The organism is Nonomuraea sp. 3-1Str, assembly GCF_031570565.1.
Classification (GTDB): domain Bacteria; phylum Actinomycetota; class Actinomycetes; order Streptosporangiales; family Streptosporangiaceae; genus Nonomuraea.
In genome coordinates this window covers 53,870-77,100 of the sequence record NZ_JALHBK010000015.1, presented here as the reverse complement: position 1 = coordinate 77,100, position 23,231 = coordinate 53,870, and the positions used below count along the sequence as shown (strand labels likewise).

Genomic DNA, 23,231 nt, shown 5'->3' with positions numbered 1-23,231 from the left:
TGATGGGTGAGACAGTGGCGCGATCGTTGCGGGCGGACGCGGAGCGCAGCGTGCGCGCGATCCTGGAGGCGGCCGAGCGGGTGCTCGCCCAGGAGCCGGGCGCCTCCATGGAGCAGATCGCCGCAGCCGCGGGAGTGGCCCGCACGACCATTCACCGGCGGTTCGCCAGCCGTCAGGCGCTGGTCGAGGCGCTGGCCTCGTCCGCGGCCCGCCAGCTCGCCCAGGCGGTCGACGACGGCCGGCCGGACACCGCGCCGCCGCTGGTGGCGATGCACCGGATCACCGCCAACGTGCTCGAGATCAAGGGCGCCTGGGCGTTCGCGCTGGGGCTGCCGGCAGACCCCGGCAGCGAGGCCGCCGCCCTCCACCAGGACATCGCCCGCAGCTGCACCGCCGTGCTGAAGCGGGCCCAGGACGACAAGCTCATCGACCAGGCGGCCGACCTCGACTGGGTGCGCCGGGTCTACTACGCGCTCATCGGTGAGTCCCTGCACGGCAACACGGACGGCGCCGACCCGGACACCCTCGCCGCCCGTATCATCGACACCCTGCTGCACGGCGCCGGACCACGCGCCTAGGAACGCCGACGCCGCCATCCGCGGGCACGGGCTTGGTGAGGAAGGCTGTCGCGCCGTCGGACGACTCCGTGCGGTAACCCTGGGCGTGGTAGAGGCGGATGTTGTGCCGGCTCCGGGCGCCGGTGGACAGCACGATGCGGCGGCACCCGGCGTCGACCGCGGCTTCGGCCTCGCGCAGCAGCCAGCGCCCCACGCCCTGGCCGCGCAGGTCGGGGACGACGCCGAGGCGGCCCACGTGCCAGTCGTCGTCCACGCGTCGCGTCCGCACCATGCCCAGGAGCCGGCCGTCCCGCCACAGGCCCGTGGCCTGCCATGTGGCCAGCCATGCGCGTACCTGCTCCAGCGACTCCTCCAGGGCGGAGAGGGCCAGGGTGTCGTTGGCCAGCGCCTCCTCCACCCAGCAGCAACGCTGGAGCACCAGAGCCTCCGGAGCGTCGTCCGGGGTCAGCGCTCTCACGTACGACCCCGGCAGCGGCACCGCCTCCGAACCTGAGCGGGTTCGCTCGCGCATCGGCCGCAGAGCGTGGGCGAGGCGGACGAGCTCGTCCAGGACCCCGATGGCGGCCTGGCCGCGGCCGGCGTCCGGGCGGAGCCGCCCGCTGTCCACCGTGTCGGCGATGCGCAGGGCGACCGTGGCACCCAGCGGCACCAGCCGCAGCGTGGTCACCACCTGCTTGGCGTGCTGGACCGACCGGGTGCCCGCCGAGGTGTTGCCGTAGCTGACGAACCCCATCGGCTTCCACGCCCATTCCCGGCCCAGGTAGTCGAGGGCGTTCTTGAAGGCCGCCGGCATGCCGTAGTTGTACTCGGAGGTGACCGCGATGAAGCCGTCCGCCGCGTCCACCATCGCGCTCCACCGCTTGGTGTGCTCGTGCCGGTAGACGCCGGCGGCCGGCACGTCCTCCTCGTCGAGGAACGGCAGGTCGAGGTCGCCAAGGGACACCGGCACGAGTTCCACGCCCTGCTCCGCGGCCCGTGGCGCGATGGTGTCGATCAGCCACTGGCCCACCACCGGGCCGAGAGCGCCGGGGCGGGTGCTGCACACGAGGACGAGGACCCGCACAGGTTTCGTTGACATGGAAACGAACCTAGCTGGTAATTTGTTTACATGTCAAAGACATGGTCCGGCGAGACGGTGCGCTGGCTCGACGCGGACGAGGAGCGCGCCTGGCGCGCCCTGCGGCGGATGATGATCGCGATCCAGTCGCGCACCGCCCAGGACCTGGCCGCGATCGGCCTGTCCGACCCCGACTACGAGGTGCTCAGCACGCTCTCCGAGCGCCCGGGCCACGCCAGCACGCTGCGCGAGCAGGCCGCCAAGATGGGCTGGTCGCGCAGCCGCCTGTCGCGGCACGCCAGCCGCATGGAGACCCGCGGTCTCGTGCGGCGCGAGCCCGACCCGGACGACGGCCGGGGCTGTTATCTCGTCCTCACCGAGCAGGGCCTGGAGACGCTTGAGGACGCCGCCCCGGCCCACCTGGAATCGGTCCGCCGCCACGTCATCGACCGGCTCTCGCCCGCGGACCTGTCCGCCCTGGAAAGCATCGCCCGCAAACTGGAAGAACCCGCATGAGCATCACCGGATAAACCGAGCCGCATCGGTGCACCGGCTCGCACGGCGGCAGCCGGAGCGGCGTCCCCAATGCTGTGACCGGGAACGATCTCCAGTTGGGCGGGAGGATTTCAGGCCGCGGAAGCCAGGGGCAGTTCGCGGATGGACCAGCCGGTGAAGGGCTGGTCGAGCCGGCTCCTACCGATCGCCGGCTCGTCCATCGCCGGCCGGTGTGACCGCGATGGCACGGTAGGTGGCCGCGCTCATGACGGCGGTTCGCCTCCGGCCTGTTCGCGCACCATGTAGTCGGCGTACCAGTCCGGCCAGTTCGGGTCCTCGGCGCCGGTGCGCGCCTCGTGCTCGCCGTGCGCGGCGGCGGCGCGGCGCAGCGCCGCCGCGAGGTCCGCCGTCGAGGCGAAGCCGGTGACCGATGGGTCCACCCGTCCGGGGAGCCGGGTGGTGACCTCCTGCAGGATCCAGCCGTTGCCGTCCGGGTCGCTGAACGACAGGAACGAGCCGTAGCTCGTACGCTGCGGATCCGGGCCGGGCACCCGGGCGTCGGCACCCGCGTGGTGGAAGACGCCGCCGGCGTCGTGGAACACCTCGCTCGGCTCGGCACCGAGCCGCTTGAGCTCCGCGTGGGCGGCGTCGATGTCGTCCACGATCAAATGCATGCCCTGGGTCGAGCCCGGTGTCTGGGACGTGACCGACGTGCCGAAGATGACCGAGGCCGGGGAGCCGGGCGGAGTGACCTGCACCACCCGGAAGTCCTCGCCGGTGGAGATGTCGGCGTCGAGCCGCCAGCCGAGCCCCGTGTAGAAGTCCCTGGCCCGGTCGACATCAGCGACCGGCACCACGACGACTTCGAGTTTCATGTCCATGACCTGCGCCCCCTGTGCTCATAACAAGGCCGACATGATGAGATTCGTGCAGCGTGCCCCGGGGTCGCCCCGGGGAAACTCAGTGGCCGCCCAAGACAGGACGCGTCACTCGAGAGCACCGAGGCCCGTAGGTGCGATCCTCAACAGGGCTGACAGCCGAGCAGGGACGACCTGGAGTGCCTGGAACGGGACCCCTGATCACGTCGGCCCGCGATGCGCCGCTCCATGAGAACGCGCGCTTGCGCCACAGGCACCCACGCCCGCCCCGGCGCCGGCTTGAGGTGCTCGCGATGAACTCGACCAGCGCGGAGAGTGGTGCGCACCACGCGGCCGATCCGGCAGGGCGTCGGATGTGGCGGCGCTCACTCACCGAAGCTTCCCGCTTGCGCTTGTGGCGGCGTCCGCGGCACGGACGGGGCCGCGTCCTCGAATGCGGTGGTGAGCTCCCTGGTAGTGATGATGGCGTGGGCGAAGGTGGGGCCGTTCAGCTCGTGCGCGGCGTGCATCATCTCGGGGAGGAACGCCGCGGTGGCGTCACGCACGAGCGTGACGTGGTAGCCCAGTTCCATGGCGAAGCGGCCGGTGGACTCGATGCAGGTGTTCGCCAGCAGGCCGACGAGCACGACATGGGTGATGCCGTGCTGCTTGAGCTGGAAGTCAAGGTCGGTATTGGCGAACCCGCTCTGCGCCCAGTGCTCCCGGGCCACGACGTCGCCGGGCTGCGGCTGGAAGTGGGGGTGGAACTCCCCACCCCAGGTCCCGCGGGCGAAGCTATGCCGCTGCATGATGGCGCGTTGCGTGGGGTTGGGGTGATCCCATGTCTCGTAGTCGCCCGGCTCCCAGCGCCGATGCGGAACGATCACCACCCGTATGCCGGTCTCCCGGGCGGACGCGATCACAGAGCGCAGGTGATCCAGCAGCCCGACCTGCTGCGCTACGGACTCCACGCGCGGCCAGACCTTGCCGCCCTCAGACAGGAAGTCGTTGTAAGGGTCGACCAGCAGAACCGCCGTGTGGCGGGGGTCATACGCCTGGGACATGGCTCTGCCCCTTGCCTCGGACAGTGAGAAACTATGGCTGACAAGCTCGTTCCTACCATCCACAGAGTCAAGAAATACCTGGTCAAATACCACCCTGCGCATGATCTATAGGATGTTCCGGCCATCCGTGCCGCCAGGGGTCAGCTCGGCGACGTGACGGCCGCGGTCATCTCGGCGACATCCTCATCGGTCAGTTGGAGGCCGGCAGCTGCCACGTTCTCCTCGAGATGCTCCACCGACGAGGTGCCAGGAATGGGCAGCATGACCGGTGAGCGGTGGAGCAGCCACGCGAGCGCGAGCTGTGACGGCGTGGCCGACAGCCGGGAGGCGACTTCCTCGAACGGTCCGCCGGACTTCACCAGGCCGCCGGTGGCCAGCGGGAACCACGGGATGAAGGCGATGTGATGGTCTTCGCAGTACTCGAGCACGTTCTCGGCCGTGCGGTTGGCCAGGTTGTACAGGTTCTGCACGGAAGCGATCGGGGCGATGGCGCGGGCCTGTTCGATCTGGTCGATGCTCACCTCCGACAGGCCGATGTGCGCGATCTTTCCTTCGTCCTTCAGCGCTTTCAGCTCGCCGACCTGGTCTTCCAGGGGCACTTCTGGATCGACGCGGTGCAGCTGGAACAGCGCGATGTGGTCGACTCCGAGGATGCGCAGGCTCATCTCGCACTGCTGGCGCAAATAGGCCGGCCTACCGACAGGTGTCCACTTGTCGGGCCCCTGCCGGGTGAGCCCGGCCTTGGTGGCGATGACGATGTCCTCGCCGTACGGGGCGAGGGCGCGGCGGAGCAGCGGCTCGGCGACCAACGGGCCGTAGGAGTCGGCGGTGTCGAAGAGAGTCACACCGAGTTCCGCCGCCCGGCGCAGCACCCGCACAGCCCCGTCCGGGTCGGCCGGAGGTCCCCATACGCCGGGGCCGGTCAGCTGCATGGTTCCGTAGCCGAGGCGGTTGACGGGGAGAGCATCGTCGATCATGAATTGGCCGGACGCGTCGGCCCTCACAGAAGTCATCACGGTGTCCTTTCGCTGATTGCCGCTGGGCGTGCCAGGTGGCGGAGGACCAGCGGCCACCGGCTGCGCTGTCGCCGCGAACGGTCAGGGCAAGCGCGACCGGCGTATCCGCTGCCGGTGACCGGGACCCCCTGCCATGCATCGACCCCGTGCACCCCCGCAGCCTGCCCGGTGTGCCTGCGCCCTACCTCAACGCGGGGCAAAGCCGTATCTCCAGGTCCCTGTGCGTTCAGGCGCCGCCCTGTCCTGATCGGCCGGCTGAGTGCCTGTGTCACAACCTTGGCGTGGCGCTGGCTCGTGAGGTCTCGGGCGTGATGATGGTCGCCGTGAAGCCCGTGCCGCGGCCGGGAACTGCCGGGATGGACGGGTGCAGGTTCTTCACCGCGCCGGGGTCACCGGCGCCTCCTGACCTCCGACGGATGCGGTGGCGCCGAGAATGGCCAGGCAGTTGGTCCACAGAGCGTCGAGGCGTTGGGTGTTGTTGTAGAGCTTGGCGAAGAGCACTTGGCCCTCAAGCTGGGCGACGACGGATCGTGCCGCCTCGTGGGTGTCGGCGACGATGACCTCGTCGCGCTCCCGGGCTTCAGCGATGACCTTGTCGACCATGTCGACCTGCGCGTCGAAGATCTGCTGCAGGCGTACACGGAGGGCTTCTGTCTGGTTGCTCATCTCCAGGGTCAGGTTGCCGAAGAGACAGCCCGAGACGGTGCCGCAGCTTTGCTGCCCGGCGCGCTGGTCGGCCTGGGTCGCCTCGAACAGCTGCCGAAGGCGCTGGAGCGGCGGGTCATCGTTGCGCAGGATACGGTCCCAGTTGCTGCGCTGGGCGGCCCAGTGCTCGTCGATGACGGCCAGGGCGAGGTCCTCCTTGGAGCTGAAGAAGTAGTAGAAGCTACCCTTCGGCACGCCCGCCGCCTTGCAGATCTCGGCCACACCCAACGCGGAGTAGCCACGCAGCTCGATGAGCATCTGCGCGGCGCTGAGGATCCTCTCCTTGGCGTCACTCGTTCGTCCCACATTACTAGTGTACGACCGGTCATCTACTTTTACTAGACCGGTCGCCTATTACCATCGATGGTGGAGAGGTGCAGGTCAACAGGTTTCGCATGCGACCGAAAGGCTGGGACCACTCCCTGGACGGATGTGCGCCGGCTCACTTTGACGATTGTAGACCGGTCGTCTACCGTCATAGACGACCGGTCGGCTAGTCCGCCCGGAAGCATCCTCGACCACCAGAGAAGGTCATCATGAACAACCACGGTCAGAAGGTCGCGATCATCACCGGTGCGTCGCAGGGCATCGGGGCCGGCATCGTCGAGGCATATCGCCACCTGGGCTACGCCGTCGTTGCTGTCTCCCGCACCATCGCTCCCTCGGACGACCCCGGCGTCGTCACCGTCCAGGGCGACATCGCCGACCGTGTCACCGCCGAACGTGCGACAGCCGCGGCCGTCGAGCGATTCGGCCGGGTGGACACCCTGGTCAACAACGCGGGCATCTTCGTCGCCAAGCCGTTCACCGACTACACCCTCGACGATTACGCCGTGGTGACCGACGTGAACCTCGACGGCTTCTTCCACCTCACCCAGCTCGCCATCGCGCGCATGCTCACCCAGGGCGGCGGCCACGTCGTCAGCATCACCACCAGCCTGGTCGACAACCCCGACTCCCGGGTCCCGTCCGTGCTGGCCTCACTGACCAAGGGCGGCCTGCAGGCCGCCACCAAGTCCCTCGCCATCGAGTACGCCACGCGCGGCATCCGCGTGAACGCCGTCTCACCGGGGACCATCAAAACCCCCATGCATGCGCAGGAGACCCACGAGGCCCTCGCGGCGCTGCACCCGGCAGGCCGGATGGGTGAGACGAAGGACATCGTGGACGCGGTCGTCTTCCTGGAGAACGCCCCCTTTGTCACCGGCGAAATCCTCCACGTGGACGGCGGCATGAGCGCCGGCCACTGACCGGGGACCACTCACCGTGCCCAACCATGTGAGTTCCGTTCCAGCGACAGGAGAAGTCTGATGACCAGTGTCAAGGACCGGGAAACGGTCCTCCGCGACGTCCTCGACCGGTGGAAGGCCGGCATCGACGCGGACGAACCCCAGCAGATCGCGGCCCTGTTCACCGAGGACGCGATCTTCCAGGGGCTGCACCCCTACGACGTCGGGCGGCCGGGCATCGCCGCCTACTATGCCTCCCAGCCACCCGGCTTGACGGCCGCGTACCGCATCCTGGAGACCAGGGCCCCCGCTGACGACCTCGTCCTCGGCTACCTGGCCGTCGACTTCTCCTTCCGGGACCGCCCCACCCTGCACGTCTACCTCAGCGTGCTGGTCCGGCGGATCGAGGAGGGCTGGCTCATCAGCCATTACCAGGTCTCCCGGCTCGACTGAGGAACGACACCTGTGTGCGTTGCACTGGCTCTCAGAAGGCGTAGCGAACGCGGCAGTAGGGGAGCTTGGCGGCGAGCAGGTCGGTGAGGGCGGTGACATAGCGGCCCTTGTGACCGTTGCGGTAGCGGACGTTCCAGCCGCCCGTCTCGGAGCGCTTGGCCTGCTGGAGCTCCGGCCGCCACAGCACCTCCTCCGCCTTGGGATGCCAGCCCAGGTTGACCTGATGGAGCCGGTCGTTGTGGGTCAGGAAGATCACCTCGGCGGCGAGCTGGGCACGGGCCTCGGGAGACACCGAGTCGTCGAGCCGGTCCAGCAGCTCGGCCCAGTCCTCCAGCCAGCCGTCCCGGACCACCACCGGGCTCAGGTTGACGTGGACCTCGTAACCGGCCGCCACGAAGTCGTTGATCGCGTCGATGCGTTCGGCGACGGGGGAGGTGCGGATGTCCAGCAGCTTGGAGTCGGCGGCGGGCATGAGGCTGAAGCGGATGCGCGTGTGCCCCCGCGGGTCCCAGTCGAGCAGGTCGCGGTTGACGTACTTGGTGGCGAAGCTGGCCTTGGCGTTCGGCAGGTCACGGAAAAGCTCCACCAGGTCCCGTACGTTCTCGGAGATCATGGCGTCGACCGAGCAGTCGGAGTTCTCGCCGATGTCGTACACCCACAGACGGGGATCGACCTGATCGGGCTCGGGCTTGTCGCCCTGGCGACCGGCATGCCGCCGCAGATAGCCGGCGATCTTGTCGATGTTGGCGAACACCGTGATGGGGTTGCTGTAGCCCTTGCGGCGCGGCACATAGCAGTAGGCGCACGCCATCGCGCAGCCGTTGGCCGTGGACGGCGCGATGAAGTCGGCCGAACGGCCGTTGGGGCGGGCGGTCAGCGACTTCTTGACGCCGAGCACGAGCGCCTCGGTCTTGATCCGCACCCAGCGGGCCACGTTCGCCTCGTCGCCGTACAACTGCGGGATGCGGTGGTGGCTCTCGACTTCGACGATCTCGGCGCCGGGGAATCGAGCGAGGATCTGCCGCCCACGCGGCAGGACGGCCGCCTCGGGCTCGACGTAGACACGCCGGATGTCGAGGAGGCCGGTCAACGGCACTCCTGCTGTTCCATGGGACAAGAATATGCGGTCCTGGAAGCGAGTTGCCAGGTCAGGACGGGTGCGCCGCAGCTGCGGCAGTGCTCGCGCCGGTACACCCAGCGCTCCGAAGGCGCGTCCGGGTCGCTCACCACCTGCCCGGCGTCCCGGCCGAGAGCGAGGTACGTGACCGCGGTGTCCCAGAGCCGCCCGGCGACTTCCGGGGAGACGCCGCGGGCGTTCGGGTGCAGACCGACGAGGAAGAGCAACTCGGCCCGCCACGCGTTCCCGATCCCCGACCACACTCCCTGGTCGAGCACGGCCGCGCCCACCGGCCCGGTGAAGGCCGTCAACCGGGCCACGGCCTGCTCCGGAACGGCGTCCGCGCGCAACGGATCGGGCCCGAGCGAGCCCCGCAGCGCCGCCACCTGCGCCGCCGGCAATGCCTCACAGCGGGACGGGGCGATGAGGTCGTAGGCCACCTCGTCGGTGGCCAACCGCAACCGCGTCCCGGGCCGCGGCGATGTGCCCGGAACGTCGTACCGCAGGAAGATCCCCCGCATGCCCAGGTGCACGTGCACGGTGGGGGTGTCCTCGAAGTGGTACAGCAGGTGCTTGCCGACCGCCTCCACTTCCGTCAGCGTCCGCCCGTCCCACGGCCGCGCGTCGAACCGTCCCTGCGGCCCCGACACGCGCACCGCTCGCCCGGCCAGGTCCGCCCGCTGTTCAGCGGCGTGACGGTGAATGAGATGTCCTTCCGGCATGCCCGGGGACGTACCCCGTGAGCCGGTAGGTGCCCTCATCATCGATGTGCTGTCATTTCACTTCCTTGCGCGACACACGGGCAGTGCCGAGCAGCAGGGGAATGACGATCCACACGGCAACCGAGGCGGCGAGGCGGGCGGGGGAGATGTCCGCCCAGTCGCCGGTGGCGAGCGGCGCGATGGTCCTGTTGAGGTCGAGCCATCGCGCGAGCGTCTCGCCGGCGCTTCCGAGCATGGCGACGGCGTTCCACACGCCGGTGCTCGCCAGGTAGACGACGATCGCGGCCGGGGCGTTGAGCAGCAGCGTGCCCAGAGCCACCCCCATCAGGGTGAAGAGCACGTTGGCGGCCGTCCAGCCGGCCATCGTCGTGGGCGTGGCAGAACGCCCACCAGTCGCTCAACGAGCTTCGCACCGTGCTCGGCACCCTGCGCTCCGACGGCGCCACCGCGCCGCCGCAGCCGACCCTGGCCGATCTGCGGGAGCTGTTCCACGAGGTACGGGCCGCCGGGCAGAAGGTCGTCGTGGCCGACACCGTCGAGCAGCGCGACCTGTTGCCCACGCAGACCGGGCGCAACGCGTACCGGGTCGTGCAGGAGGCGCTCACCAACGCGCGCAAGCACGCGCCAGGGAGCAGCGTGGTGGTCGAGCTCGACGGACGGCCGGGCGACGCGCTGCGTATCCGCGTGACCAACCCGACGCCCTACGGCGCGTCCGCCGGTCCCGGTGGCCGGCTCGGCCTGGTGGGCCTGGGCGAACGGGTCCGGATGGCGGGCGGCACGATGGCGCACGCCCGCCACGACGGACGCTTCGTCCTCGACGTCCAGCTGCCGTGGAAGGCTTGACCCCGTGATCCGAGTGGTGATCGTCGACGACGACCCGATGGTGCGGACGGGCCTGCGCCTCATCCTGGGCGGCGAGTCCGACATGGAGATCATCGGCGAGGCGGGCGACGGGCGTGAGGCGACCGGCGTGATCCGCGAGCTGCGGCCCGACGTCGTGCTGATGGACATCCGTATGCCGGGCCAGGACGGCCTGGCCACGACCGAGACGCTGTTGTCCTGGCCGGAGCCGCCGCGGATCCTCGTGCTGACCGCCTTCGACGCCGACGACATGGTGCTGCGGGCGCTTCGCATCGGTGCCGCCGGGTTCCTGCTCAAGGACACCCCGCCGGCCAGGATGGTCGCGGCGGTCCGCGCCGTGGCCGCCGGCGAGCCGGTGCTGTCGCCGAGTGTCACCCACCAGGTGATCGCCGCCGCCACCGGGGGCCACGAGCCGCGCCGCGAGGAGGCCCAGCGCGAGCTGGCCACGTTGACCGACCGCGAACGGCAGGTCGCCGTCGAGGTGGCGAAAGGCCGTTCCAACACCGAGATCGCGCAGCAGCTCTACATGAGCGTCGCCACGGTCAAGGCCAACATCACCCGTATCTTCGCCAAGCTCGGCACCGACAACCGCGTCCAGGTCGCGATGAAGGTCCGCGATGCCGGCCTCCTCTGAGCAGGAGGGCGACGGCGAGATACCACCTCGGCACCCGGGCGGGCGTCGTGCTCGCACGCCCGGGCGGCTCGGATCGCCTGCGACCTGATCAGCGGCTCCTGGCGACGACGTGGACCAGCACGGATTCGTCGGGGAACAGCGGCGGCACGGCGATGCCCGAGCCGGCCAGCACGGAGCCGGGCAGGGCGAAGTCGCCGGTCGTCCAGGCCGGGGCGGTCCCGTGCGAGGTCACGGGCATGAGCGGGCGGACCGAGTAGACGGTCGCCGGGTCGAGCCCGGGCAGCCGGAGCCGGCCCGGCGGCCAGGTGGACGGGCGGTCCAGCATGGCGATCTCGTAGACGGCCTCGGAGGCGTCGGCGGCGACGACGCCATGGGCCTCCACACTCTCCGGGGCGTCGTCCACGCGGACCACCACGCCCGTGTGCAGCAGGTGGCGGTGCCGTTTGTGCAGGGCGACCCACGAGGCCAGGTCGTCCAGCTCGCCGTCGGTGAGCGTGGTGAGGTCCCATTCGATCCCGTAGTGGCCGAAGAACGCGGTGGCGGCCCGGAAGGCGAGATCGTGGCGGCGGCCGGTGGTGTGGGAGCGGCCGGCGCCGATGTGGCTGCCGATCAGCTCAGGCGGCAGCAGTTGCCCGGTCCAGCGCATGATCTGCCGGCGTTCGGCCGGGTCGATGCAGTCGCTGGCCCAGACGCGGTCGGTCCGCTCCAGGATGCCGAGGTCCACCCGGCCGCCGCCGCCCGAGCAGGACTCGATCTCCAGGCGGGGGTGCTCGGCCCTGATCTCGTCGAGCAGCCGGTAGACGGCGTGCGTCTGGGCGTGGACGGAGGCCCGGCCGCCTCTCGCCGGGGAGCCCGCGTCCACGAGGTCGCGGTTGTGGTCCCACTTGATGAAGTCGAGGTCGTACTCGCCGATCAAGGCGAGCAGCCGCGTCCTGACGTACGCGTACGCCTCGGGGTTGGTCAGGTCCAGCACCTGCTGATCGCGGGCGAGCGGCGGCAGGCGGTCGCCGGTCTGCATGATCCAGCCGGGGTGGGCACGGGCCAGGTCGGAGTCCGGGTTGATCATCTCTGGCTCGAACCAGAGCCCGAACTGCATGCCGAGCTCCCTGACCCGCTTGACCAGCGGCGTCAGCCCGTCCGGCCAGACGGCGGCGTCCACGGTCCAGTCGCCGAGCCCGGCCCGGGCGTCGCGGCGGCCGTGGAACCAGCCGTCGTCCAGCACGAACCGCTCGACCCCGACCCTGGCGGCCCGGCCGGCCAGCTCCAGCAGGCGGTCGAGGTCGTGCTCGAAATAGACGGCCTCCCACGTGTTGAGCATCACGGGCCTGGGCCCGGACGGGTGCGCGGGCCTGGCGCGCAGGTGCTCATGGAAGCGGCGGCCCGCGGCGTCCAGGCCGCGCCCGTAGGTGGCGTAGAGCCAGGGGCTTTCGTAGCTCTCACCCGGCGCCAGGATGATCTCGCCGGGCAGCAGCAGCTCGCCGCCGCCCAGCATGGTCCGGCCGCTGGAGGTGCGCTCGGCGTAGTGGCGGTGGTTGCCGCTGAAGCCGACGTGCAGGCCCCAGGCCTCGCCGCGCCGGAAGCCGAGGTCGGAGGTGCCCGCGAACAGGACGGTGGCGGCGTCGGGGCCGGTCCTGCCGCGGCGGTTCTCGCGCAGGTGGATGCCGGTGGTGAGGGAGCGGCGCTGCGGGATGCGTTCTTTGGCCCACCGCCCGGCCTGGTCGAACAGGTCCGTGGGGGTGCCGGGCACGGGGAAGGCGAGATTGAGCGTGTCCAGGTTGTAGGGGGACTCGGACTGGTTGCGCAGGTCCGCGCGGGCCCGCAGGAGGCCGGAGTCGCCGAGTTCGATGACGATCGTGAGGCAGAGGAGGGCGTGCTCGTCCCTGGCGGTGGCGGTGAGGGTCTGCCCGGTCCGCCGGTAGGCGACGCTGGTGAAGGCGGGGGACCAGTTCTGTCCCAGGTGATGCCCGGACAGACCGGGCAGGCCCATCCAGCCGGTACGCGCCTCGGGCACCAGCGGGACCCGTACGGGCACGTCGACGCCGGCGTCGAGCCGCGGACGGAGATCGGCCGTCAGGTGGGCCAGTGCCGCGTCCTCGAGCGGGCCCAGGTCCGGACCCCAGTGCAGGATCGCGGGCAGGGCATCGGGCGGGCACTCGATCACCACGGACACGCCGGCGGCTCTGAAGTGCAGAATCTCCATGGACGGCGGTTTCATCCTTTCAGTCCTCCGCTGAGCAGGTCCAGCCGCCAGAAGCGCTGCAGGGTCAGCAGCAGGACGATGAGCGGGATCACCGACACGGCGGCGCCCACGATGGCGATGCCGTACAGGGTGGGCTGGCCCGACCCCTTGCTGAGCACGGTGTACAGGCCCACGGTGATCGGGAACTTGGTCTCGTCCGACAGCATGATGTAGGGCAGCAGGAAGTTGTTCCAGCTCCCGACGAACTGCAGCAGGAAGATCGTCACCATGCCGGGCACCATCATGGGCAGCCCGATCGAGCCGAAGATGCGATACTCGCTCGCTCCGTCGATCCTGGCCGCCTCCATCGTCGTGTCCGGGACGGAGGCCATCGCGTAGACCCTGGCCAGGTAGATGCCGAACGGGGAGATGAGGCTCGGCAGCAGGACCGACCAGTAGCCGCCCACCAGGTCGAGCTCGGACATGAGCAGATACTGCGGGATGGCCAGCGTCATGCCGGGCACGAGGACGCCGGCCAGGATGGCGTAGAACAGGACGCTCCGGCCGCGAAACTCGTACTTGGCCATGGCATACCCGGCCAGCGCCGAGATCAGGGTCGAGGCCGCGGCGCCGGCGATCGCGTACAGGGCGCTGTTGGCCGTCCACCGCAGGTAGAGGCCGTTCCCGTAGGCGAACAGGTCGCGCAGGTTGTCCAGCAGGCCCGTTCCCGGCGCGAAGGTGAACGTCGAGAACAGCTCGCCGCTCGACTTGGTCGAGGCCACCAGCACCCAGGCGACCGGCACCAGGCAGTAGATCGAGCCGAGGAGCAGGACGATGGTGGGCAGGATCTGGGCGCGCCGGTGCGTGAGCACGCTGTTGGCGGCGCTCATTGCATGCCTCCGAACGCGCGCTTCTGGGTGACCTTCAGGAGCACGACCGAGACCACGAGCGTGCCCACCGCCAGCAGGACGGAGGCGGCCGAGGCCAGCGCCAGGTCGTCGCGGACGAAGGCGTCGCGGTAGATGTGCATCAAGGGCACCCAGTCTCCGGAGATTTCCGGCGTCATCGGTTTCACGGTGGTCGGCTCGCCGTACACCTGCAGCGTTCCGATCAGCGCGAACAACCCGGTGAGCACGAGGGCGGGCGCCACCAGCGGGATCTTGATCCGCCAGGCGATCTGCCATTCGGAGGCGCCGTCGATGCGCGCCGCGTCGTACAGCTCCGGCGGGATGCCGCGCAGCGACGTGAAGATGATGATCATGTTGAAGCCGACGCCGCCCCACACCGCGATGTTGGCCAGCGACGGGTAGATGCCGCCCGCCCCGAGAAACGGGATCTCGCCCAGCCCCAGCTCCCGGGTCAGGTAGCTGAACGGGCTGGTCGAGGGCAGGTACATGAAGCCCCACAGCAGCGAGGCCGTCACGCCGGGTACGGCGTACGGGACGAAGATCGCCGTGCGCGAGAACCTCCTGGCCCGTGAACCGGCGTGGTCGAGGAGCAGCGCGAACAGCAGCGCCAGCCCGAGCGTGAGCGGCACGCTGATCAGGCCGTAGATCGCGAGCCTGCCGAAGCCGGCGAAGAACTCGGGATCGGTGAGCGTCCTGACGTAGTTGTCGAGCCCGACGAAGACCTCTTCGCGCGTGCCGAAGATGCCCTTGCCGGTCAGTCTCAGGCCGCGCGCGCTGAGGTGGATCGCGTAGCCGATGGGGACCGCCAGGAAGGCGACGAAGAGCAGCACGGCGGGCGCCACGAAGAGATAGGGAGCCCGGGACCTGCGCTCCGCCCTGGGCAGGGCGGTCATGGGCCGGCGACCTTGAAGCCGGTGGTCTTCATGTCCGCCACCACGAGGTTGTGCGTCTTCGTCAGCGCGTCCCGCAGCGGCGTGTGGTCACGGACCGCGGTGGCGACGGCGTCCTGGTACGCGCTGCTGGCGGTGCTGACGTTCGGGCCCCAGCTGATGTGCGGAATCGTGTGCTGGGCCGCCTTCGTGGCGATGTCCCAGTAGTCCTTCTGGTTCGCCGTCAGCTTGGGCGGCGCGCTGGTTGTCGCGGCCTGCTGCCCGGCCAGCGACGCCGGGTACTCGCCCAGCTCGATCTGGACAGCGTTCGCCGCCTTGTCGGTGTTCATCCACTTGGCGAACGTGGCCGCGGCCTCGGTGTGCTTGGAGGTCTTCGTGACGGTCAGCGCGGACCCGCCCTGGAAGGCCACCCGGTCGTCGCCCTCCTTCCACTGGGGAAGTGGCGCGATGGCCCAGTCGCCCGCCTGCTTCTCCGCGATGCCGTACAGCACGCCCGGCGCCCACAGCGCGCTCGGCCAGGTGAGGATCTTGCCCTGGTTCAGCTTGTTGTTCCACTCCGGGGTGAGCAGCGGCTCGGCCTTGACGAGGTCCTTGTCGATGAGCCCCTGCCAGAAGTCGGCCACCTCGAGGGAGGGCTGGTCGGCGATCCCCACGGTCCACGTCTGGTCCTGGACCTTCCACCAGGACGCGCCGGCCTGCTGCGCCAGCCCGGCGAAGTTGCCGAACTCCGCGGGCGCGAAGGTCGCGAGGTAGGTCTCCGGGTCCTTCTTGCGTACGTCCGCCGCGACCTTCGCGAAGTCCTGCCACGTGGCCGGCGGCTCGATCTTCAGCTCCTGGAAGCGCTTCTTGTTGTAGACCAGCACCATCGGGCCGACGTCCTGCGGCACCCCGTACACGGCGCCGTCGAAGCTGGTCAGGTTCCACACTTCCGGGCTGAAGGCGGTCTTGACGTCGCCGGTGTGGGCGGAGATGTCGGCCAGCGCACCGGCCACGATCATGGAAGGCAGGGTGTCGTACTCGATGCAGGCGGCGTCGGGGCCGTTGCCCGCCCGGGTCGCCGTGAGCAGCTTGGCGGCGGTGTCCGTGCCGCCTCCCACGTCGGTGTGCTTGACCTGGATGTCCGGGTGGGACTTGTTGAACGCTTCGACCTTGGGCTTCTGAGTCGTGCCCCAGCACCAGAACTCCAGCGTGACCGGCCCTGCGGCCGCTGCCGGCGTGCTGGTGCTCCCCGACGTGCTCGACGAGCAGGCCGTGAGGACGGCAGCCGTGCTGAGCACCGCGATCGAGCCGGCGAGCCTCGTGATACGCATCCGTGCCTTCTTCCTACAAAGCGGACGAGCTTTGCAACAGAGCCAACCTAGGGAGAAGGTGAGAGGCATGTCACTACTTGTGCATAGATTTCGTGCGTGTTATGTGAACGCTTCGTGACGTGGTGGACATGCTAGCTTTGCCGCGAAATCAAGTGAGAGAGGCTGGCGCTGATGTGGGTGGAGCCCCAAAGATGGTGCGGCATGTGGGACGCCTTGCCCGACGCGGCACGCTCCATCGTCAAGGAGCTCATCATCCACGGTCCGCAGTCCAGGACCGCCCTGGCCAGGACCCTGCGCCTGTCCACCGGCAGCCTGACGCGGCTGACCAAGCCCATGGTCGACGCCGGGCTCCTCGTCGAAGGCGACGTGGTCCACGACCCGGTCAACGGCCGCCCGACCCGCCCGCTGGACGTGGCCGCGGGCGAGCACTGCTTCTTCGGCGTCAAGCTGACCGCGGACCGCGTCCACGCGGTCGTCACCGACCTGCGCGCCCAGATCGTCGCGTCCCGCGACGAGCCGATCTCCGACCACCGCCCCCAGGCCGTGTGCCGCCAGATCAGAGGGCTGCTCGATGAGCTGGCCGGCGGCGAGCGGACGCCGGTCGGGGCCGGCGTCACGCTCGGCGGCGACGCCCGCTCGGCGGTCCAGCTCGGCGGTGAGCGGCTGGTCGACTCGTCGTTTCTCGGCTGGCGGCAGGTCCCGCTCAAGTCGCTGCTGGAGCAGGCTCTGGGCATCCCGTGCGTGGTCAAGAACGACGTGGCGGCGCTCGGCCACCAGCATCACTGGTTCGGGGCGGCCCGCGGGCTGCGCGACTTCGCGCTCGTCTCGATCGGGGCGGGAGTCGGCTACGCCCTGGTCGTACACGATCATCTGGTGACGGCGGCCGAGTCGGACCTCGGCATGTTCGCCCACCTGGTGCTGAACGCGGGCGGGCCGATGTGCGGGGAAGGCCACCGCGGCTGCGCCTCCGCCTACCTGGCCAGCGGGTCCATCGTGACCGCCGCCGGACAGGGGCTGCGGCGGCCGGTGACGTACGAGGAGGTGATGCGCCTGGCCACGGAGGGGGACAAGGTGTGTCTCGGCGTCGTCACCGAAGCCGCGGACGCGCTCGGCAGGCTCATCGCCCACGTCGCGACGTTCTCCATGGTCAAGACGGTGATCGTGGCCGGTGAGGGTGTGGAGCTGGCCCGCGTCGCCAAGGACGGTCTCGACCGGGCGCTCAGCGAGAACCGGCGCGGCCAGGCGAACTCGGTCGACGTGCTGATCGAAGTGGACGACTTTCGCGAATGGGCCCGTGGCGGCGCGGTCGTGGCCATCCAGAGTTACGTAACCGGCAGCGACTGATCAGCGGCCGCGACACCCCCAGTTGGAGAGAGCATGTATTTCGGCGGAGACTACAACCCCGAACAATGGCCGGAGGACGTCTGGCCGGAGGATGTCCGGCTGATGCGGGAGGCGAAGGTCAACCTCGTCACCGTAGGGGTCTTCTCCTGGGCCCGGCTTGAGCCGTCGGAGGGCGTCCACGACTTCGGCTGGCTCGATCGCGTCATGGACCTGCTGCACGACAACGACATCCAGGTCAACCTGGCGACCCCGACGGCCTCTCCGCCGCCCTGGTTCGGCCTGGCTCATCCGGACGCGATGCCGGTGCGGGCCGACGGGACCCGGCTCACCCATGGCAGCCGTGACACGTACTGCGTCAACGCGCCCGCGTACCGGGCGGCCTCGCGCCGCATCGCGACGGTGCTCGCCGAGCGGTACGGCGCCCACCCGGCGACGGCCATGTGGCACGTGCACAACGAGTACGGCACGATCTGCCACTGCGATCACTGCGCGACGGCCTTCCGCGCCTGGCTGCGTGACCGGCACGAGTCCCTCGACGCGCTCAACGACGCGTGGACCACGGCGTTCTGGAGCCAGCACTACTCGGCGTGGGAGCAGATCATGCCACCGCGGGCCACCCAGTACCGGTCGAACCCCGCCCACCTGCTCGACTACCGCCGCTTCTGCTCCGACGCGCTGCTCGCCCACTACCGCGAGCAGCGTGACATCCTGCGCGTCCATGGGCGGCAGCCGGTGACCACCAATTACGTCATGGCGGGCTGGACGCCGCTGGACCACTGGAAATGGTCGGCCGAGGTCGATCTCGTGGGCATCGACCACTACACCGACGAGCCGGGCGACGGCGGGCTCGCCCAGGTGGCCTTCGCCTCCGACCTGGCCCGCTCCTGGGCGCGCGGGAAGCCGTGGCTGCTGATGGAGCAGGGCGTCGCGGCCATGTACACCCCTGATGGGACGCTCCCGCTGAAACCGGGAGAGCACGCGCGGCGCAGCCTGGAGTACGTGGCCCGCGGGGCCACCGGCGTGCTGCATTTCCAGTGGCGCGCCTCCCAGGGCGGGGCGGAGCAGTGGTACCAGGGCATGGTCCCGCACGCGGGCGCCGACAGCCGGGTCTTCCGTGAGATCGCCGACCTGGGCCGGACGCTCAGCGCCCTTCCGCCTGCGGAGCCCGCCGAGGCCGAGGTGGCCATTCTCTGGGACGACGAGGCCGCCTGGGCGCTGCGGAACCCGGCCCTGCCCGTGACCGGGATGGACTTCCGCGCGTCGGTGGAGCAGGCGCACCGGGTGCTGTGGCAGCGCGGTCTCGCCACCGACTTCGTCCACCCTTCTCACGATATTTCGCGCTATCGGGCGGTGCTGATGCCGTCCCTGTACCTGATCTCTGACGAGGCCGTCGCCAACCTCACCGCGTACGTCGAGGGCGGGGGCACCTTGATCGTGTCGTACTTCAGCGGCATCGCCGACCCCGACACCCGCGTCCGGCTGGGCGGCTACCCCGGCGCGCTGCGCGACTTGCTCGGCGTCCGCGTCGAGGAGTTCCGCCCCCTGACCGGCCCCGTCGCGCTGTCCGACGGGACGGCCGGCGCCTTCTGGAGCGAGACCGTCCAGTTGACCGGCGCCACGGCGACCGTGACCTACGCCGGCGGCGGCCCGGCGATCACCCGGCACCAGGCAGGCGCGGGCACCGCCTGGTACGTCTCGACCAGGCTGGACGCGTCCGGACTCGCGAACGTCCTGGCACAGGCCGGCCTCTGACAGCGGTTGGCGCGCGCTTCCGTCGACCCGTCATGCAAGGTCAGCGCCGACGGCCGCCTGTTCGTTCCGCACTCCCGGACGTATCGCCGGCAGCGATGCCGGCTGCTCTCAGCGACGGGCCTGCCAGGTGCACAGGCAGGCCCGGTTGCCCTCGGGGTCGGCGAGCACCCAGAAGCTCGGCGCCTCCGCGTCGCTGACCAGCGTGCCGCCGGCCGCGAGCGCCGCGTCGATGCGTGGCTGGACCTGCGCAGGATCCACCCACACGTCGAGGTGCCAGCGCTGGCGGGGTTCCTCGCTGTCGGACGTCTGGAACCACACGGTCGGCAGAACGTCGGCCGGGTCGCGGAGCTCGTCGCCGAAGTCGGGGCCGGACAGATGCTCCATCGCCAGCACCGCGGCCCAGAACGGCAGAATCGCCTCCCGGGCCGCGGTGTCGAGGGCGAGCTCGAGCCTGGAGACCTTCGAGGCTTCCAACTGAGCCCCGGCGTCGGCGGCGATGGAGGAGATGACGCGGGCCAACCGGATGTCGCGGTCCGTGACCGCGCGCTCGTCGTGACTGGTCAGCCGAACGTCTACGTGGGTGTAGCGCAGGTTGAGATCGGGATGATGATCCATCTCCTCGGCTGCCGCGCCGATGGCGTTGACGACCGACAGCCCGGCCGCGAAGTTCTTGGTGTGGATACGGGCCTGCAGGCCGCCGAGCAGGTATGCCCACCCGTCCAGCCCTTCGTCCGCGATCTGCCGGCCGGTCAGTTTGCTCATGAGGCATCCTCGCATGTCGGGCATCCTGGCGACGAGCCGGTACGGATCTTTCCCAGGAGCGCCGGCGTTCTACGGGCCCGCATGGCGTGAGGCGGGCCTCAGTGGCCGTGGTGGTACTGGTGTGTCACCGCGTGACCCTTGCCGCGGGAGATCAGCCACTTGTTCACCGGTGTGGTCAGCACGAAGGCCACGAGCAACGACCCGGCCAGCGCCACCCAGAACAGCCAGTTGCCCAGACCCGCGTCCATGGCGCCGGGCACGATCAGCATCACTCCGTTGTCCAGGATCTCCATCATCGCGATGGAGATCGTGTCCGCGGCCAGCGCCACCTTCAACGCCGTGCGGAAGTCGACCCCGGCCCGCAGCACGCCGCGCATGGTCAGTGCATAGCCGAACACGAAGGCCAACGCCACGGACAGAACCACGGTGGCGAGATTGGAAAGGCCGGCGGCGGTGCCGATGACCATGCCCAGAACCTCGCCGATGGCGCAACCCGTCAGGCAGTGCAGCGTCGCCTGCGCAGCCATCGCCCAGGTGGCCGTGGGCGCGGTGTGGTGATCGTGCTCCGCTGGGAGAGCGGGTTCCGGGGACGGATGGTGACCACTGTGGTCCATGATGAGGCTCCTTAGTAGTGGAGCCAGCATCATACGAGTACGGGGTATATAAGGAAAGTGGCTGAGTGATGACGCAAGCCGGCTGCCATGGCGGTCTGTGGCTGGGCCGGCATGATCTCCCCTCCTATAGGGCATAGTAGTGCCGGCGCGGCCTCCTAAGCGTCGCGGGCGGCGGTTTCGCGTGCCGTGATCGCCCGCTTGAGCTTGATCAGCTCCTTGGGGGAGTTGACGGCGAGGGCGCCCACCAGCACACCGTCCCGGGTGAACGCCACAGCGAAGCGATCTTCTTCCGGTGAGCCGGTGACGATGCTCGCCGAGTCCGCGAGATGCGGCAGCCCCGCCGTCTGGATGCGGGCGCCGTGCACATGGGTGGCGAAGTTCGGCACCTCCAGGAATGGCTGGGCGTTCTCCGGTCCGGTCAGGAGGTTGCGGGCGGCGACCGCGCCCTGCTCGTTGGCGTTGGACCAGTGCTCGACGCGCACCATCTCCCCGCCGAAGAGACCGTGCGGCCAGCGTGCGACGTCCCCTGCGGCCACGATGTTGTCCGCGCCCTGGGCGAACAGCGTCGGTCCGCACAGCGCGCCGTCGTTCACGGCCAGGGCGCCGTCCAGCCACTCGGTGTTCGGCACCACGCCCATGCCGCCGACGACCAGGTCCGCGGCGAGGGAACGGCCGTCGCTGAGCAGTACCAGGCCGCCGTCCACGGCGGTGACCCGCGCCTGGGAGACGAGCTCGACGCCGTTGCGCTCATGGTGCGCGGCCAGCCAGCGTGAGGCCTCCTCACCCAGCCCGGCATGCATGGGATACGGCGCGGCGCCGACCAGTGTGACGTCGCCCTCGAAGCCCTCCCGGCGCAGCGCCTGCACGGCCCGGAGGCCCGCCAGGGATGCGCCGACAATGGTGATCCTGCCCCTTGCCTCTGCGATCATCGCGGCGTACCCTCTCGCATGACCATTACCCGGTAGGGGTATGAACAAGGGAGGCATGGTGATGAGCACGAGCACGTACAAGGTGTCCGGGATGACCTGCGGCGGGTGTGCCGGCAAGGTGACGACCGAGATCGGCAAGGTCGCCGGGGTCTCCTCGGTGGATGTCGAACTGGCGACCGGCCAGGTGACCGTGACCTCGGATGGCCCGCTCGACGACGAGCGGATCAGGGATGTCGTGGAAGAGGCCGGTTACGAGGTGGTCGCCGGCTGAGCACCGAGCCGATCCTTGATCGGGGCTCCCCTCCACGTAGGCGCGGCGCCGCCCGGGCCACCGCGACAGCCGCGTCTACGATCGCCGGTAGCATCGGCGGCATGATACGAGGTCTGGGCGAGCTCGAGTCCGCGATCATGGATCGGATGTGGGCCCGACGCCGGCCGGCCTCCGTCCGCGAGGTGTTCCAGGACCTCAAGCAGGAGCGGACGATCGCGTACACCACCGTGATGACCGTGATGGACAAGCTGCACACCAAGGGTCTGCTCAAGCGCCGGCCGGTCGGCCGGGCCTACGTCTATGAGCCGGTCGCCTCCAAGGAGGCGTACACCGCCGACCTGATGCGCACTGTGCTCGCGGGCGGCGGCAACCAGGCCGCCACGCTCGTGCACTTCCTCGAGCGGCTCACACCCGAGGAGGCCGCCGCGCTGGAGGCGGCGCTGCAGGTCTTCCCGCCCAAGGGGCGGCCGGCATGAGCGCCGCCGTAATTTTGGCGCTCTACACGATCGTGGCCGCGATCTGGCTGCCCAGGCCCGGCTGGGTCGCGAGCTGGGCGGACCGGGCGCCGCGGCTGGCGATCGTGTTGTGGCAGGCGGCGGGCGTGTCGGTGGTCGCGTCCGCCGTGCTCGCCGCGCTGGCCTTCGCCGTTCCCGCCGACATGGTGGGGCACGGTCTGGCCGGGCTGTTCGAGGTGTGTGCCGCCATGCTGAACGACGGTTCCGGGCTGAGCGCGGCGGGCGTGGCGGTCCTGCTCGTGGCGGGTGCGGTGCCGGCAAGGGTGGCCTGCTGCGGTGCGGTTGTCCTGCTCCGAGCCGCGATGGAGCGTCGCGAGCACGCGGCGCTGCTCGCCCTGCTGGGCCGGCGCGACGCCGGCCTGGACGCGATCGTGATCGACCACGAGGAGAGGCTGGCGTACTGCGTGCCCGGGAGGCGCGCCCAGGCGGTCATCACCACCGGTGCGCTGCGCACGCTGGCGCCCGAGCAGGTCGCCGCGGTGCTGGAGCACGAGCGGGCGCACCTGCGCGGCCGCCATCACCTCGCGCTCGCCGGTGCGGAGGCCCTGGCCAGGGCGTTTCCCGGCGTGCCGCTGTTCGAGCGGGGCAGGACGGAGATCGCCTGGCTGATCGAGCTGCTGGCCGACGACGTCGCCGCCCGCCGTCATCCCCGCGCGCAGCTCGCCGCCGCACTGGTCCGCCTGGCCACCGGCCGGGCGCCCGCCGCCACGCTCGGCGCGGGCGGCGAGACGGCGCTCACGCGCGTGCGCCGCATGCTGAACCCCGAAGCGCCGCTCGGCCGCCGCGAGCGCGTCGCCGGGCTGCTGACGGTGGCGATGCTGCTCGCGGGCCCGGCGGCGGTCGCGCTGGTGCCCGGCTTCAGCTCCTTCCTCGCCCACCACTGCCATTCGCTCCTCACGCTCTGACCTGCCGATTCGCCTGCGGCGACAGGCCCGCCGGCTGCCCGGGAGCGACCCGGGCAGCCGATGT

General features: G+C 70.1%; 26 protein-coding genes. 11 read left to right on the top strand and 15 right to left on the bottom strand.

Annotated elements, in window-relative coordinates; all coding sequences use genetic code 11:
* Positions 1–2: 2 nt before the first annotated feature.
* Positions 3–578 (top strand): helix-turn-helix domain-containing protein, encoded by a 576-nt coding sequence (locus tag MTP10_RS23840; protein ID WP_310711820.1) that lies wholly within the window; start codon positions 3–5, stop codon positions 576–578.
* Here MTP10_RS23840 and MTP10_RS23835 read toward each other — a convergent pair.
* A complete protein-coding gene (locus MTP10_RS23835) occupies positions 538–1,656 on the bottom strand; it encodes a bifunctional NAD(P)H-dependent oxidoreductase/GNAT family N-acetyltransferase (protein ID WP_310711819.1) in 1,119 nt (372 codons plus the stop codon). The two genes, MTP10_RS23840 and MTP10_RS23835, sit on opposite strands and share 41 nt — an antisense overlap.
* Before the next feature lie 30 nt (positions 1,657–1,686).
* Here MTP10_RS23835 and MTP10_RS23830 point away from each other — a divergent pair, with 30 nt between their 5' ends.
* Positions 1,687–2,151 (top strand): MarR family transcriptional regulator, encoded by a 465-nt coding sequence (locus MTP10_RS23830; protein ID WP_310711818.1) that lies wholly within the window; start codon positions 1,687–1,689, stop codon positions 2,149–2,151.
* A 242-nt stretch (positions 2,152–2,393) separates the two neighbouring features.
* On the opposite strand, the gene MTP10_RS23825 is transcribed toward MTP10_RS23830, so the two are convergent.
* From MTP10_RS23825 to MTP10_RS23810, 4 genes are all read right to left on the bottom strand, one after another.
* Positions 2,394–3,005, bottom strand: a complete 612-nt coding sequence (locus MTP10_RS23825) for a VOC family protein (RefSeq protein ID WP_310711817.1) — start codon at positions 3,003–3,005, stop codon at positions 2,394–2,396.
* Positions 3,006–3,373: 368 nt separating this feature from the next.
* Positions 3,374–4,051 (bottom strand): isochorismatase family cysteine hydrolase, encoded by a 678-nt coding sequence (locus MTP10_RS23820; RefSeq protein WP_310711816.1) that lies wholly within the window; start codon positions 4,049–4,051, stop codon positions 3,374–3,376.
* 140 nt (positions 4,052–4,191) lie between these two features.
* Entirely contained in the window at positions 4,192–5,064 is an 873-nt protein-coding gene (locus tag MTP10_RS23815) for an aldo/keto reductase (protein ID WP_310711941.1), read from the bottom strand.
* Positions 5,065–5,442: 378 nt separating this feature from the next.
* The gene (locus MTP10_RS23810) at positions 5,443–6,078 is read right to left on the bottom strand and encodes a TetR/AcrR family transcriptional regulator (protein ID WP_310711815.1); all 636 of its coding nucleotides are present in this window, start codon (positions 6,076–6,078) and stop codon (positions 5,443–5,445) included.
* 230 nt (positions 6,079–6,308) lie between these two features.
* Here MTP10_RS23810 and MTP10_RS23805 point away from each other — a divergent pair, with 230 nt between their 5' ends.
* Together MTP10_RS23805 and MTP10_RS23800 are read left to right on the top strand one after the other, a co-directional pair.
* The gene (locus MTP10_RS23805) at positions 6,309–7,022 is read left to right on the top strand and encodes an SDR family oxidoreductase (protein ID WP_310711814.1); all 714 of its coding nucleotides are present in this window, start codon (positions 6,309–6,311) and stop codon (positions 7,020–7,022) included.
* Between the two features lie 60 nt (positions 7,023–7,082).
* Positions 7,083–7,454 (top strand): nuclear transport factor 2 family protein, encoded by a 372-nt coding sequence (locus tag MTP10_RS23800; RefSeq protein WP_310711813.1) that lies wholly within the window; start codon positions 7,083–7,085, stop codon positions 7,452–7,454.
* A gap of 31 nt (positions 7,455–7,485) precedes the next feature.
* On the opposite strand, the gene MTP10_RS23795 is transcribed toward MTP10_RS23800, so the two are convergent.
* Genes MTP10_RS23795 through MTP10_RS23785 form a run of 3 tightly spaced genes read right to left on the bottom strand, consistent with a single transcriptional unit; the run spans position 7,486 to position 9,657 of the window.
* Entirely contained in the window at positions 7,486–8,544 is a 1,059-nt protein-coding gene (locus tag MTP10_RS23795) for a spore photoproduct lyase family protein (protein ID WP_310711812.1), read from the bottom strand.
* Positions 8,541–9,293 carry a DNA-formamidopyrimidine glycosylase family protein gene (locus tag MTP10_RS23790; RefSeq protein ID WP_310711811.1) on the bottom strand — a complete coding sequence of 251 codons (753 nt, stop codon included), beginning with the start codon at positions 9,291–9,293 and terminating at the stop codon, positions 8,541–8,543. Before MTP10_RS23790 ends, MTP10_RS23795 begins: the two co-directional genes overlap by 4 nt.
* Before the next feature lie 52 nt (positions 9,294–9,345).
* Complete coding sequence (locus tag MTP10_RS23785; protein ID WP_310711810.1) at positions 9,346–9,657, bottom strand: hypothetical protein; 312 nt, start codon at positions 9,655–9,657, stop codon at positions 9,346–9,348.
* 50 nt (positions 9,658–9,707) lie between these two features.
* On the opposite strand from MTP10_RS23785, the gene MTP10_RS23780 reads away from it, so the two are divergent.
* Together MTP10_RS23780 and MTP10_RS23775 are read left to right on the top strand one after the other, a co-directional pair.
* Positions 9,708–10,136 (top strand): hypothetical protein, encoded by a 429-nt coding sequence (locus MTP10_RS23780; RefSeq protein ID WP_310711808.1) that lies wholly within the window; start codon positions 9,708–9,710, stop codon positions 10,134–10,136.
* Positions 10,137–10,140: 4 nt separating this feature from the next.
* Entirely contained in the window at positions 10,141–10,788 is a 648-nt protein-coding gene (locus tag MTP10_RS23775) for a response regulator transcription factor (RefSeq protein WP_310711807.1), read from the top strand.
* An 88-nt stretch (positions 10,789–10,876) separates the two neighbouring features.
* On the opposite strand, the gene MTP10_RS23770 is transcribed toward MTP10_RS23775, so the two are convergent.
* Genes MTP10_RS23770 through MTP10_RS23755 form a run of 4 tightly spaced genes read right to left on the bottom strand, consistent with a single transcriptional unit; the run spans position 10,877 to position 16,075 of the window.
* Complete coding sequence (locus MTP10_RS23770; RefSeq protein WP_310711806.1) at positions 10,877–12,988, bottom strand: alpha-galactosidase; 2,112 nt, start codon at positions 12,986–12,988, stop codon at positions 10,877–10,879.
* Between the two features lie 11 nt (positions 12,989–12,999).
* Positions 13,000–13,857: a carbohydrate ABC transporter permease gene (locus MTP10_RS23765; protein WP_310711805.1), complete on the bottom strand. Its 858-nt coding sequence runs from the start codon at positions 13,855–13,857 to the stop codon at positions 13,000–13,002.
* Entirely contained in the window at positions 13,854–14,768 is a 915-nt protein-coding gene (locus tag MTP10_RS23760; protein ID WP_310711804.1) for a sugar ABC transporter permease, read from the bottom strand. The genes MTP10_RS23765 and MTP10_RS23760 overlap by 4 nt, the downstream gene beginning before the upstream one ends.
* A complete protein-coding gene (locus tag MTP10_RS23755; protein ID WP_310711803.1) occupies positions 14,765–16,075 on the bottom strand; it encodes a sugar ABC transporter substrate-binding protein in 1,311 nt (436 codons plus the stop codon). Before MTP10_RS23755 ends, MTP10_RS23760 begins: the two co-directional genes overlap by 4 nt.
* A gap of 201 nt (positions 16,076–16,276) precedes the next feature.
* On the opposite strand from MTP10_RS23755, the gene MTP10_RS23750 reads away from it, so the two are divergent.
* A complete protein-coding gene (locus MTP10_RS23750) occupies positions 16,277–17,419 on the top strand; it encodes an ROK family transcriptional regulator (protein WP_310711802.1) in 1,143 nt (380 codons plus the stop codon).
* 33 nt (positions 17,420–17,452) lie between these two features.
* A complete protein-coding gene (locus tag MTP10_RS23745) occupies positions 17,453–19,171 on the top strand; it encodes a beta-galactosidase (protein ID WP_310711801.1) in 1,719 nt (572 codons plus the stop codon).
* A gap of 108 nt (positions 19,172–19,279) precedes the next feature.
* On the opposite strand, the gene MTP10_RS23740 is transcribed toward MTP10_RS23745, so the two are convergent.
* From MTP10_RS23740 to MTP10_RS23730, 3 genes are all read right to left on the bottom strand, one after another.
* Positions 19,280–19,933, bottom strand: coding sequence for a 4a-hydroxytetrahydrobiopterin dehydratase (locus MTP10_RS23740; RefSeq protein ID WP_310711800.1), 654 nt, complete (start codon positions 19,931–19,933; stop codon positions 19,280–19,282).
* Between the two features lie 98 nt (positions 19,934–20,031).
* Complete coding sequence (locus MTP10_RS23735; protein ID WP_310711799.1) at positions 20,032–20,547, bottom strand: DUF4396 domain-containing protein; 516 nt, start codon at positions 20,545–20,547, stop codon at positions 20,032–20,034.
* A 155-nt stretch (positions 20,548–20,702) separates the two neighbouring features.
* Positions 20,703–21,476, bottom strand: a complete 774-nt coding sequence (locus MTP10_RS23730) for an FAD-dependent oxidoreductase (RefSeq protein ID WP_310711798.1) — start codon at positions 21,474–21,476, stop codon at positions 20,703–20,705.
* Positions 21,477–21,537: 61 nt separating this feature from the next.
* Here MTP10_RS23730 and MTP10_RS23725 point away from each other — a divergent pair, with 61 nt between their 5' ends.
* The 3 genes from MTP10_RS23725 to MTP10_RS23715 all read left to right on the top strand — a co-directional run bounded on the left by MTP10_RS23725 (position 21,538) and on the right by MTP10_RS23715 (position 23,167).
* Positions 21,538–21,747, top strand: coding sequence for a heavy-metal-associated domain-containing protein (locus tag MTP10_RS23725; RefSeq protein ID WP_310711797.1), 210 nt, complete (start codon positions 21,538–21,540; stop codon positions 21,745–21,747).
* Positions 21,748–21,848: 101 nt separating this feature from the next.
* Positions 21,849–22,223, top strand: a complete 375-nt coding sequence (locus MTP10_RS23720; protein WP_310711796.1) for a BlaI/MecI/CopY family transcriptional regulator — start codon at positions 21,849–21,851, stop codon at positions 22,221–22,223.
* Positions 22,220–23,167, top strand: coding sequence for a M56 family metallopeptidase (locus MTP10_RS23715; RefSeq protein WP_310711795.1), 948 nt, complete (start codon positions 22,220–22,222; stop codon positions 23,165–23,167). The genes MTP10_RS23720 and MTP10_RS23715 overlap by 4 nt, the downstream gene beginning before the upstream one ends.
* Positions 23,168–23,231 lie beyond the last annotated feature (64 nt).

Bases quoted from the DNA above. Each gene is read 5' to 3' on its own strand.
- MTP10_RS23820 (WP_310711816.1), bottom strand. From the start codon at position 4,051: ATGTCCCAGGCGTATGACCCCCGCCACACGGCGGTTCTGCTGGTCGAC.
- MTP10_RS23720 (WP_310711796.1), top strand. From the start codon at position 21,849: ATGATACGAGGTCTGGGCGAGCTCGAGTCCGCGATCATGGATCGGATG.
- MTP10_RS23830 (WP_310711818.1), top strand. From the start codon at position 1,687: ATGTCAAAGACATGGTCCGGCGAGACGGTGCGCTGGCTCGACGCGGAC.
- MTP10_RS23825 (WP_310711817.1), bottom strand. From the start codon at position 3,005: ATGAAACTCGAAGTCGTCGTGGTGCCGGTCGCTGATGTCGACCGGGCC.
- MTP10_RS23750 (WP_310711802.1), top strand. From the start codon at position 16,277: ATGTGGGACGCCTTGCCCGACGCGGCACGCTCCATCGTCAAGGAGCTC.
- MTP10_RS23770 (WP_310711806.1), bottom strand. From the start codon at position 12,988: ATGGAGATTCTGCACTTCAGAGCCGCCGGCGTGTCCGTGGTGATCGAG.
- MTP10_RS23800 (WP_310711813.1), top strand. From the start codon at position 7,083: ATGACCAGTGTCAAGGACCGGGAAACGGTCCTCCGCGACGTCCTCGAC.
- MTP10_RS23790 (WP_310711811.1), bottom strand. From the start codon at position 9,293: ATGCCGGAAGGACATCTCATTCACCGTCACGCCGCTGAACAGCGGGCG.
- MTP10_RS23715 (WP_310711795.1), top strand. From the start codon at position 22,220: ATGAGCGCCGCCGTAATTTTGGCGCTCTACACGATCGTGGCCGCGATC.
- MTP10_RS23835 (WP_310711819.1), bottom strand. From the start codon at position 1,656: ATGTCAACGAAACCTGTGCGGGTCCTCGTCCTCGTGTGCAGCACCCGC.
- MTP10_RS23840 (WP_310711820.1), top strand. From the start codon at position 3: ATGGGTGAGACAGTGGCGCGATCGTTGCGGGCGGACGCGGAGCGCAGC.
- MTP10_RS23735 (WP_310711799.1), bottom strand. From the start codon at position 20,547: ATGGACCACAGTGGTCACCATCCGTCCCCGGAACCCGCTCTCCCAGCG.
- MTP10_RS23725 (WP_310711797.1), top strand. From the start codon at position 21,538: ATGAGCACGAGCACGTACAAGGTGTCCGGGATGACCTGCGGCGGGTGT.
- MTP10_RS23730 (WP_310711798.1), bottom strand. From the start codon at position 21,476: ATGATCGCAGAGGCAAGGGGCAGGATCACCATTGTCGGCGCATCCCTG.
- MTP10_RS23755 (WP_310711803.1), bottom strand. From the start codon at position 16,075: ATGCGTATCACGAGGCTCGCCGGCTCGATCGCGGTGCTCAGCACGGCT.
- MTP10_RS23745 (WP_310711801.1), top strand. From the start codon at position 17,453: ATGTATTTCGGCGGAGACTACAACCCCGAACAATGGCCGGAGGACGTC.
- MTP10_RS23815 (WP_310711941.1), bottom strand. From the start codon at position 5,064: ATGACTTCTGTGAGGGCCGACGCGTCCGGCCAATTCATGATCGACGAT.
- MTP10_RS23760 (WP_310711804.1), bottom strand. From the start codon at position 14,768: ATGACCGCCCTGCCCAGGGCGGAGCGCAGGTCCCGGGCTCCCTATCTC.
- MTP10_RS23805 (WP_310711814.1), top strand. From the start codon at position 6,309: ATGAACAACCACGGTCAGAAGGTCGCGATCATCACCGGTGCGTCGCAG.
- MTP10_RS23785 (WP_310711810.1), bottom strand. From the start codon at position 9,657: ATGGCCGGCTGGACGGCCGCCAACGTGCTCTTCACCCTGATGGGGGTG.
- MTP10_RS23765 (WP_310711805.1), bottom strand. From the start codon at position 13,857: ATGAGCGCCGCCAACAGCGTGCTCACGCACCGGCGCGCCCAGATCCTG.
- MTP10_RS23740 (WP_310711800.1), bottom strand. From the start codon at position 19,933: ATGAGCAAACTGACCGGCCGGCAGATCGCGGACGAAGGGCTGGACGGG.